General features: G+C 64.8%; 8 protein-coding genes. 1 reads left to right on the forward strand and 7 read right to left on the reverse strand.

Going from position 1 to position 9,163, the window contains the following annotated elements:
• A partial coding sequence (locus VK519_RS14195) for a TetR/AcrR family transcriptional regulator (RefSeq protein WP_324350809.1) occupies positions 1-283 on the reverse strand: 283 nt, incomplete at its 3' end.
• A gap of 170 nt (positions 284-453) precedes the next feature.
• On the opposite strand from VK519_RS14195, the gene VK519_RS14200 reads away from it, so the two are divergent.
• A complete protein-coding gene (locus VK519_RS14200) occupies positions 454-888 on the forward strand; it encodes a hypothetical protein (protein WP_324350811.1) in 435 nt (144 codons plus the stop codon).
• Here the strand turns inward: VK519_RS14200 and VK519_RS14205 are convergent.
• From VK519_RS14205 to VK519_RS14230, 6 genes are all read right to left on the reverse strand, one after another.
• Positions 885-1,892: a glycoside hydrolase family 43 protein gene (locus VK519_RS14205; RefSeq protein WP_324350812.1), complete on the reverse strand. Its 1,008-nt coding sequence runs from the start codon at positions 1,890-1,892 to the stop codon at positions 885-887. The two genes, VK519_RS14200 and VK519_RS14205, sit on opposite strands and share 4 nt — an antisense overlap.
• 7 nt (positions 1,893-1,899) lie before the next feature.
• Positions 1,900-3,465: an exo-alpha-sialidase gene (locus tag VK519_RS14210; RefSeq protein WP_324350815.1), complete on the reverse strand. Its 1,566-nt coding sequence runs from the start codon at positions 3,463-3,465 to the stop codon at positions 1,900-1,902.
• Between the two features lie 8 nt (positions 3,466-3,473).
• On the reverse strand, positions 3,474-4,484 hold the full coding sequence (locus VK519_RS14215) for a glycoside hydrolase family 43 protein (protein ID WP_324350817.1): 1,011 nt from the start codon (positions 4,482-4,484) through the stop codon (positions 3,474-3,476).
• Between the two features lie 102 nt (positions 4,485-4,586).
• Positions 4,587-7,397: a TonB-dependent receptor gene (locus VK519_RS14220; protein ID WP_324350819.1), complete on the reverse strand. Its 2,811-nt coding sequence runs from the start codon at positions 7,395-7,397 to the stop codon at positions 4,587-4,589.
• Positions 7,398-7,425: 28 nt separating this feature from the next.
• Positions 7,426-8,604 carry a cellulase family glycosylhydrolase gene (locus VK519_RS14225; protein ID WP_324350820.1) on the reverse strand — a complete coding sequence of 393 codons (1,179 nt, stop codon included), beginning with the start codon at positions 8,602-8,604 and terminating at the stop codon, positions 7,426-7,428.
• Between the two features lie 76 nt (positions 8,605-8,680).
• A partial coding sequence (locus tag VK519_RS14230) for an aldose epimerase family protein (RefSeq protein ID WP_524538997.1) occupies positions 8,681-9,163 on the reverse strand: 483 nt, incomplete at its 5' end.

A 9,163-nucleotide genomic window follows, 5' to 3' on the forward strand; every position in this document is an offset into this window, starting at 1 on the left:
TGTCGACTACCTTACCGCCACGGTGTTCGGTGCATGAGCGTTCCACCGCCATCGCCACGTGGGTCAGGTGCTGGGCCAACACGGCGGCCAGCAGGGAGTGCTTGTCGGGAAAATACTGGTAGAGGCTACCCACCGACACGCCGGCGCGCGCGGCCACCCGGGTGGTGGTGGTGCGTTCGATCCCTTCGGCCAGGAGTACTTCGATGGCGGCTTCGCCGATCGCGGCAACAGTGATGGCCGAGCGTGCCTGCAGGGGCTTCTTTCGGTGGACAAGCGGGGGCACGGGGTCGGTCATTGATGAAAAGCTAGTCTCCACTGCAGGCGATCTCAAGGGGGTAAAGTCCATTGGATCGTGGCAGTGTGCCTGTCCTAAGGCCTAGGGCGGAAGCGGAATGGCCGTCTGTCCGGCAGGGCAGGAAAATGGTCGGCTCATACCTCTTCAGGCTCCATGCCATGTCGACCACCTACCGCTGGACGATCCATGTCCTTCGCACGCTGTTGGGAGCGCTCTTTACCTTCTCCGGCTTCAATCATTTCGCGCACGTCTGGCAGCCGCCGGCACCGGTGGCCGAGGCGGCGCGAGCTTTCCTGCAGGGGCTTGGCGCGAGCGGTTTTGTCTTGCCGGTGATCGGCGTGATCTTCCTGGTGGCCGGGCTGCTGTTGCTGGCCAATCGCTGGGTGCCGTTCGCCCTGTTGTTGCTGGCAGCGCCCGTGGTTGCGATCTTCGGCTACCACGCGGTGTCCGAACGCGCGGGCTTCGGCATCCACTGGATCGTGCTGGCCGTCTACCTGGTGCTGGCCTGGGATCGCCGCGCGGCATTCGCGCCGCTGTTTGCAGGTCCGGCCCGCAAGGGAAGGACCCACACCTTGTTCAATCCCGCCCTCTAGTTCTTCGTGTCGGGCACCGGTGCGCCGAAACGCGGCGTGCCGTCGGGACCGAAATCGAACGGCTGGATGCGTGGCGCGCGGCGCTTTGTGCACTTCCAGTCGGGGCCGCCGTTGGCGTGGTAGATCAGCCAGTGGCGGCCGTCGGGTGTCTGGAAGAAGCCGTTGTGTCCCGGCGCGTACACGCCGTTGGCGCTGGCGAATACCGGGGTGGGGGATTTCTTCCACGACGCGGGGTCCGTGAGGTCGGCCTTTGCATCGGCGGTGAGCAGGCCCAGCGAGTAACCGTCGGACCAGCAGGCGCTGGCGGAGTAGGTCAGGAAAACCTTCCCCTTGGGTCCGGCAAGGAACTCCGGCCCTTCGAGGATTTTCCTTCCGCCCTGCATTTCCCATTCGAACGTGGGTGCTGCAATGTCCACCTGTTTGTCCGACAGGGTCCATGGGTTGGTCATCGGCGCGATCACCAGGTCGCTGTGGTCGCCGACGTAGGCGGAGTACACGAAGTAACGCTTGCCGCCGTGATCGAAGACGGTGCCGTCGATGCCGTTGTAACCGGTCTTGAGCATGCCTTTGTCCACCCACGTGCCTTTCGTGGGATCGCTTGACGAGTTCTCCAGCACGAATACATGGCGATGGGCATCGTCGTCATGGGCCCGTTCGGATGCGCTGTAGTAGAGGTACCACTTGCCGTCCAGGAAATGCAGTTCCGGTGCCCAGATCGAGAACGAATGGGGTCCTGACGCCGGCGCGCGCCATACGGTGACGCGCGTGGCGTCGCCGAGCTTGCCCATGTCGGTGGTCTTCCACAGGTCGATGCGGTCGCCGAGGGTGTTGGTGTAGTAGTAGAAGCCATCCTTCTGCGTCACCCAGGGGTCCGCCCCCGATGGCAGCAACGGGTTGTGATAGCCGGGAGCGGGGTTGGCTGGAGCGGGGTCAGAGTTATTACTCTGACCCCCAACGCCAGGCGTGGCTACGGCGAATCCCAGGCAAAGGCAGAGCAGTCGCATGCGGGTATCAGGGCGCATCGGCGTCACCATCCAGCTGCAGGTAATCCACGTCCTGTACGTAGGCCGCGCCATCGACGTCGATGGTGTTGAACCCGGCCAGCAGCGGTGCCTTCACTGTCAGCACGTTCCAGCCGGACGCCTTGGCAGTGGGGTCAGAGTAATTACTCTGACCCCCAACCACCGCGCCGTTCACCCGCAGGGCCGGCGTGGCGGCGATACCGACATCGGCAAAACGCAGCCGCAGCGTATGCAAACCCGCCGTGCTGTTGATCTGGAAGCGCAGGCGTGCCTGCGAACCTGCGCCCAGGCGAGCCTTGCGCAGGTTCGACGCGTGGCGGTCGGGGACCGGCACGGCGTTGGTCATGGCGGCGTCCTCGGCCTCGTAGCGGTCGAAGCGCAGCGGCGCTGTGTTGTACAGGATCTCATTGAGCCTGGGCGATAGCGGATCCTGCGGCGAGGACGACGAGGTGACATGCAGGAAGCTGCCGTCGTCGCGCTGGAGGAGTGCCTGCGTCCAGCCGGCGTGGATATTGCCGGTGAGTTTCTGCACCGGTGCGCGCACTTCCCACCACGGGCCGCGGCCGGAGGCGGTGTTGAAATAGAAGGCGCGGCCGCCTTCGTCACCACCGCCGCCGGCACGTTCGGCCGAGACCACGATCACCCCTTCGGGGCCACCCACCGGGAACCAGCGAATCACCGGGCAGGCCGCGGGCCATGCGCCGGATTGCGTGATCACCGGATCGCCATGGCGCTGCGGGTCGCCGAAGTCCAGGCCGTCACGGCTGAACTTGATCTGCACCTGGCCGTTCTGCGGGCCGTCGATGTTCTCGTAGGTCATCGCGTAGCGCCCGTCACCCAGGCGCTCGACGATGGCCATGCCCGGCCGCTCCACACCGCCGGGGATGGCCACGTCCAGCACTTCCTTGCCCCAGGTCTTGCCGCCGTCGGTGGACAGCTTGTGTGCCAATACCTGGTTGTACCCCTCCGCCTTGTGCTGCTCGGACGAGTAATAGGCCACCATGCGGCCGTCATCGAGCACGTGGATGTTGGTTTCCCACACGCCCTTGTTGTCCTTGTCCGACGGCTTGCCGCCGCCCTTGATCACCGAGCCGCGGTAGGTCCAGGTCTTGCCTTCGTCGGTGGACGCGTAGACCTGGAGGTCCTGCGTGCCCACGTGCTCGTGCTCGTCGTTGCCGGTGGCGTTGGCCGAAAGGATCAGCGTGCCGGCGGCAAGGCCGCCACTGGCGCGCTGCATGCGCATGAGGTGGGGTTGCCAGCGCAGCTGCCACTTCGCGTTGCCCTTGTGGGCCTGGTCGGTGATGTCCATCAGGTGCGTCCAGTGGTCGCCGCCGTCGCGGCTCTCCCACAGCGGAATACCGCCCATGCCGTCCTGTTCGAACACCATCAACAGGTGCCTGGGGTCCTTCGCCGGCGCATCATCGAAGCGCGCCACCGAAACGTAGCCGGTACCCGGTGCCAGGTGGGTGCCTACCGCCACCTCGTGGCCTTCCTGCGCCTGTGCGGTGCCCAGGGCCATGGCGATACCCATGGCCAACCATGCCTTGAGTGTCATGCGCTTTCCTAAGGTGGGCTGGCTGTTTCGCCGGAAGGCAGGTCGACGGGCACGCCAGCGTTGATCGGCACGCCCAGCACGGGCGCACCGCTTGCTTCGAATTGCATCGGCTGCATCCGGATGTCACGGCAGGCGTAGGCGTTGGGTTTGCAGTCCAGCCGCTCGATGGCGTGGTAGACGTTCCACCACTGCGTGCCATCGGGCGAGGGTACGAACACCACCGAACCCGGCCCGTAAACCGTGCCGTGGTGGTCGAAGACCGGCCCCGACTTCACCCAGGCGGCGGCATCGCGCGCGTTGCCGCCGTGCTTGAGCGAGAGCAGCCCCACGGCGTAGTCATTGGGGATCCAGCTCGCGCTGCCCGAATAGGTGATGTAGGTGCGGCCGTTGCGCGTGTAGCCCACCGGCCCTTCCTGGATCGGCTTGTCGCGCGTTTCCCAGGACTCGGTGGGCGTGGACAGGTAGACGACCGGGCCATCGGGCGTTACCGGGTCGCGCAGCGCGGCCAGGCAGATGCGCTGTGGGAAGGCGCTGTCCGCCTGGTTGGTGCACGACCAGGTGAGATAAAGCTTGCCGTCGGCAGCGGTGAACACGTTGGGGTCGATGCCCCAATGATCGTCGGACAGCTTCACCTGGCCATGGGGCAGGCCGGTGTCGGCCTCGTGGAAGCCGCCGATGGCCTTGCCGGGCTTGTCCGCTTCAAGCACGAAGAGGCGGTGATGGTCGTTGTCGCCATCGTCGGCGGCGTAGTACGCGTACCAGCGGCCGTCGACAAAGTGCAGTTCCGGCGCCCAGACCTCCCTGGAGTTCGCCGTGTCACCGGAACCGTGCTTCCACACCGCCTGCCACGGCGCCTTGGCCAGCCCAGTCAGGGAGCGCGACTGCTTCACGCAGATGTCGGCGATGCCGCAGCCCGAGGCGCTGTAGAAATACGTGCCATCCACGACCTCGATGTACGGATCCTGCCCCTTGAACACCGGGTTGGTGAACGAGGCGGCATGCGCGAGCGGCGCAAGCATGAGGGCGCCTGCCACAAGCAGGCTACGCCGTTTGCCTCGTCCCATCCTCTTGCCCCTCTTGTCCATGGTCTGTTGACGCCCCTTCGCGGAGTTGTGGCCGTGTTACAGCTTGAAACGAATGCCCGCGCCCACCGAACGATCCTGGTAGCGGAAGTCCTGCGGCAGCGTCGTGCCCTTGCCCGCATAGGAATGGAAGTTGGCGCCGAACAGGTTCGTGGCGTTCAGCACCACGGTGAAGTTCTTGCTGATGTCATAGCTCACCGACAGGTCCACCTGGTTCGCCGGCTTGTCGTACATCTGCGCGTTGTTGCCGATCACGCCCGATGCGGCCAGGAAGAACTCGGGGAACTTGCTTCGGTAGTTGTAGGCAAGGCGCGCGGAGAACCCGTACTTCTCGTACATCAACGCCACGTTGCCGTTGTTCTTCGACACGTTCTGGAAAGACGTCTTGATGAAGCCGTCGCCCGTCATCGACGGGGTGCTCAGCGAGCTGTCGATGTAGGTGTAGTTCACCTGCAGGCCCAGGCCGCTCCAGGCGCCGGGCAGGAAGTCGAAGAACTGCTGGTAGGCCAGCTCCGCGCCTTCCAGGTGGCCGGAACCTGAGCTCTGCGGGCCGGAGATCAGGTAGTTGATGCCACCGATTTCCTGCTCGAAGGTATAGTTTTCGATGTAGCCGGTGATGTCGTGGTAGAACACGCCGCCGGTGAGCGAGCCCACGGGGCTGAAGTACCACTCAAGCGTGGCGTCGTAGCTCGTGCTCTTGGTGGGTTTCAGGTTCGCGTTGCCGCCGCCGCCCGTGGCGATGGTGTTGGCCGTGGGCGGGCTAAGCGACAGCGACGGGTTCAGCTGGGTGAAGTCCGGGTACTGCAGGGTCTTGCCGGCCGAAAGACGCATCTGCAGGTCGTCGCGGAAATGCAGGTTGAAGGTGGCGTTGGGCAGCGCGTTCTTCTGGCTGGTGGACAGGCCGATCGGCGAGTACGCCGCGGAGGCGCTGTCGTAGGTGAAGGCATTGAGGTCGCGGTTGGTCTTCTCGAAGCGAGTGCCGATCACGCCGTCAAAGGGCATGTCGCCGATCTCACCGCCGTAGTTGAGCTGGGCGTAGATCGAATACGTCTTCTCGTTGATGTCGAAGAACTGGCCCTGCTGCGCCGCCAGGTGGCCCGGTGCCAGCCCGTAGTACTCGCGCAGCGCGTCCTTGTTGTCGATCAGGTAGTTGTAGCAGCCGGTGAGCGCGCTGCCCGGCACCGTGCCGGTGCGCGGCACGTTGCAGAAGTAGGACGAACCGAACTGGCCCAGCACGTTGTTCTGCGGGTTGGGCGAACCATCGGCGAGGTAGGCGCCTCCCGGGGGCGCCTGGTCGAACTGCGCACCGGTGGCCTTGGCCGTGGTATCGGCATAGCGCGCGCCGAAGTCCAGCGAGTTGAAGATGCCCCCGTCGAACGACCAGTCACCGTCGAAACGCCAGGCCGTCTGCGTGGCCGTGTTGTTGTTCCACTGCTGGTACAGGCCGTTGAGGTAGTAGTTGGCCGGGTTCAGCTGCGGGTTGCCCACCAGGCCCCAGGTGTTGGGGTAGTTGTAGTAGGTGGTCAGCGGCTGCGTCTTGGCATCGAGGTAGGTATCGATGACGAAGCGCTGGTTCTGGTAGTCGGCGGAGTTGCGCGTGACGTCCGAGGAAAGGTTCACACTGTCGCCGTGCCACTTGATGCCCAGCGAATTCTGGATGTTGTGGCCCCAGTCCTCGTGCGCCTGGGTGCTGGTGGCAGCGTAGTAGTTGCCGGTGAACTGCGCGCTGGTAAGCGGGCAGACGGTCTGGCCGGCATAGGGTGAATCCATGCCTCCGACGGGGAAGCAGTGGCTGCTGGCGGTGAACTGCGAGGGTGCCACCACGTTCTGCGGGCCGGAGAAATAGTACGGCTGGTTGTAGCGATCGGAGATCCAGGTATACAGGCCTTCCAGGTACACCTCGGTGTTGTCGTTGGGTTTCCACTGCAGCGCGTAGTTGGCTTCGGGGCGTTTGCGATAGCCGATGTTGTAGTTCGCTCCATACTGGTTGCTGGCCACCAGCAGGTTACCGTTGGCATCGCGCACCGGGTTGGTGGTGCCGTCGGTGAGCACGCGGGTGAGGTTCGAATCCACGTACGCCACGTTGTAGTCGTAGTGCGACGTGTTGATGCCGGTGTTCAGCAGGGCGCCGAATTCACCTGCGTCGGTCTTCCAGCGGTCGCTGATCAGGAAGCTGGCCGACGGATCGGTATGCGCACCGTACTTCTGGTTGGTCTCGTTGGCGGTGGCCGATACCTTCAGGCCGTCGAAATCGAACGGACGGAAGGTGCGGATATCCACCGTGCCTGCGATGCCGCCGGTGATCATCGTGGCGTCAGTCGACTTGTACACATCAAGGCCGCTGACCGCCGTGGCGGGCAGGTCCTGGAATGAGAACTGGCGACCGCCGGAACTAAACAGTTCCCGGCCGTTGAGCGTGGTCACGGCGTTGGGCAGGCCGCGGATCACCACCGAGGTGGTCTCGCCCTGGAAGCCCTGGGCAACCTGTACGCCGGTCACGCGCTGCAGCGCGTCGGCCACGCTGTTGTCGGGCAGCTTGCCGATGTCCTCGGCGACGATGGAGTCCACCACCATCTTCGCGTTCTGCTTGATCGCCTGCGCACCCTGCAGGCTGTCGCGCAACGGGGTGACGGTGACGCCGGTGAGGTTCACCGCGTTGGTCCTGGCCTCGGCCTCGCGCTGCGCCTGGGTCTTCGCCGCGGGATTGGCGGCGGCAGGCGTGGCTGTACTCGACGATGAAGCCGGGGCGGAATCCGCCGGGGGCGGCTGGTCACCGGCGTACGCGGCCGGTGCAAGCGCGGCGGCGATCATGCCGCTGAGCAGGGTGGAACGAAGCAGGGCGCGGTTCATGAGGATTCTCGCGTGGGAATGTGATGCACTAGTTGTGCGAAGGAACGGGATAGAGCTGGTCTTCGGCCGGCACCACGCCGCGGGGCGCATGCGACAGCGAACGCAGGATGTCGGCTTCGCGCTGGCGGTACGGCGTGCCATCGGGATGCAGCAGGTCGTGGAACCACAGCACCGGCGGCTCGTCGGTATAGGGCTTCTTCCAGGAATCCCAGGGGAATTTGGTTTGCGTAAGGCCGTCGACGAAGCCCCAGTTCACCATGCCGACGTCCAGCTTCTTGGCCAGCGGAAGGATGCCGTCGATGGTGGAGCCAGCGCCGCGCGCCATGTATTCGGTGCAGATCAACGGACGACCGTAGCCCGAGAGCTGCTTGACGCGCGAGGCGAACACTTCCGGCCAGTCGTAGTTGTGGAAGCTGATCACGTCCGACTGCTCAAGCTGGGTGCGTTCCACCGCATTGAGCTTCGAGGCATCGGACCAGTCATCGTCATGCCACAGCCCGCTGGTGAGCGGCTGCGTGGGCTTGGCGCTGCGGGCCCAGGTGAACACCTGGGGCAGCAGTTCGGCCACGTGGTTGAACTTGTCCTTCGGCTCGCGCAGCTTGTAGTTGCCGCCGCCGGCGTTGTCCGGTTCGTTCCACACATCCCAGGCAAGGATGCGCTTGTCGTTGGCGAAGTGGCCCACGATGTCCTTCACGTACGCTTCGAAGCGCGGATACTGGGAAGGATCGGTCATGGCGACGCCCGGGCTCTGCACCCAGCCGGAGTTATGCACTCCGGGAATCGGCGGCCGCTGCGGCCCAAGCTTGGGCTCCGGATCCCAGCACGAATCGAACAGCACGAAGATCGGCTTGATGCCGTGGCGGCTGGCGATGGCCAGGAATTTGTCCATGCGGTCCTTCAGGCCCGCGGCGTCCTGCTTCCAGAGCAGGTCGTGCAGGAACACGCGCATGGTGTTCATGCCCAGCTGCTGGGCCCAGCCCAGTTCCTTGTCGATGGTGGCCTCGTCGAACGTGTCGGCCTGCCACATCTGCAGCTCGTTGATCGAGTTGGCCGGCATGTAGTTGCTGCCCAGCGGCCAGGACTGCTTGCCGTACCACGCCTTGGCCTGTTGCGGCGTCCAGCGCGCACCCGCCGCCGGTGCATCCGCGGCGTAGCTTGCCGGCACCACGGCCAGGCCCAGCGCGATCATCAACAACCACTGCTTCATGACTTTCCTTTTTTTGAAGACAAGCCGGCTCCGTGGCGGCCCATCGGGGCCCCCAGTCATGGCACGGCTTGGACGTTTATTTCTTTACCGAAAACTCGTAGATGATCAGGTTGCGGTATTCGTGGCCCGGTTCCAGGCGCGCCGAGCCGAAGGACGGCTGGTTCGGCGTGTCGGGGTAAAGCTGCGGCTCCAGCACGAAGGCATCGCCCTGGCGGTAAACGTGGCCACCGGTGCCTACCGTGGTGGCGTCGAGGAAATTGCCGGAATAAAACTGCAGGCCCGGCTGTGCGGACTTGAGCGTGAGCACGCGGCCGGAGGCGGGATCCTGCACGCGGGCCACCACTCGCGGCACGCGTGCCTCGGTGCGGGAGATCACCCAGTTGTGGTCGTAACCCCGGCCGTCGATCAGCTGTTCCTCCCTGCCGTCGCGGATGTCGCGGCCGATCACCTTGGGCGTGCGGAAGTCGAACACTGTGCCGGCAACGGGCGTGATCTTCCCGGTGGGGATGGATCCGGCATCCACGGGAAGATAGGCATCGCCGGCAATGGTGAGGAGGTC

This window comes from Pinirhizobacter sp., assembly GCF_035317885.1.
Taxonomy (GTDB): Bacteria; Pseudomonadota; Gammaproteobacteria; order Xanthomonadales; family Rhodanobacteraceae; genus Pinirhizobacter.

Excerpts from the sequence above, each read along its gene's own strand:
- VK519_RS14225 (WP_324350820.1), bottom strand. The coding sequence starts at position 8,604 with ATGAAGCAGTGGTTGTTGATGATCGCGCTGGGCCTGGCCGTGGTGCCG.
- VK519_RS14210 (WP_324350815.1), bottom strand. The coding sequence starts at position 3,465 with ATGACACTCAAGGCATGGTTGGCCATGGGTATCGCCATGGCCCTGGGC.
- VK519_RS14220 (WP_324350819.1), bottom strand. The coding sequence starts at position 7,397 with ATGAACCGCGCCCTGCTTCGTTCCACCCTGCTCAGCGGCATGATCGCC.
- VK519_RS14205 (WP_324350812.1), bottom strand. The coding sequence starts at position 1,892 with ATGCGACTGCTCTGCCTTTGCCTGGGATTCGCCGTAGCCACGCCTGGC.
- VK519_RS14200 (WP_324350811.1), top strand. The coding sequence starts at position 454 with ATGTCGACCACCTACCGCTGGACGATCCATGTCCTTCGCACGCTGTTG.
- VK519_RS14215 (WP_324350817.1), bottom strand. The coding sequence starts at position 4,484 with ATGCTTGCGCCGCTCGCGCATGCCGCCTCGTTCACCAACCCGGTGTTC.